General features: G+C 35.7%; 1 protein-coding gene. It reads right to left on the reverse strand.

Annotation, left to right across the window (positions count from 1 at the left end):
* On the reverse strand, window positions 1-198 hold a 198-nt coding region (locus CWC17_RS19485), incomplete at its 3' end, for a hypothetical protein (RefSeq protein WP_212750658.1).
* Window positions 199-230: the final 32 nt, after the last annotated feature.

Genomic DNA, 230 nt, shown 5'->3' on the forward strand with positions numbered 1-230 from the left:
ATGGTTATCCTTATCACCGCCCCAATAGTATAATTTTACAGCAACATACGTTGACCTAATTCGTTTACGTCCAAAAAATAGGTAGACATAAGAACCATTTTCAACTTCTTTATTAAAAGTATACGTTTTTGATAGTTTGACTAATTCTGCTTTTATCTCATTTGGTGCACGCAAACCATCAATATAGACCGCTGCCATTTACTTATTTGCCCCGAATACACTCGCAAGGT

The sequence above is a fragment of the Pseudoalteromonas sp. S3785 genome, assembly GCF_005887365.1.
Lineage (GTDB): Bacteria > Pseudomonadota > Gammaproteobacteria > Enterobacterales > Alteromonadaceae > Pseudoalteromonas.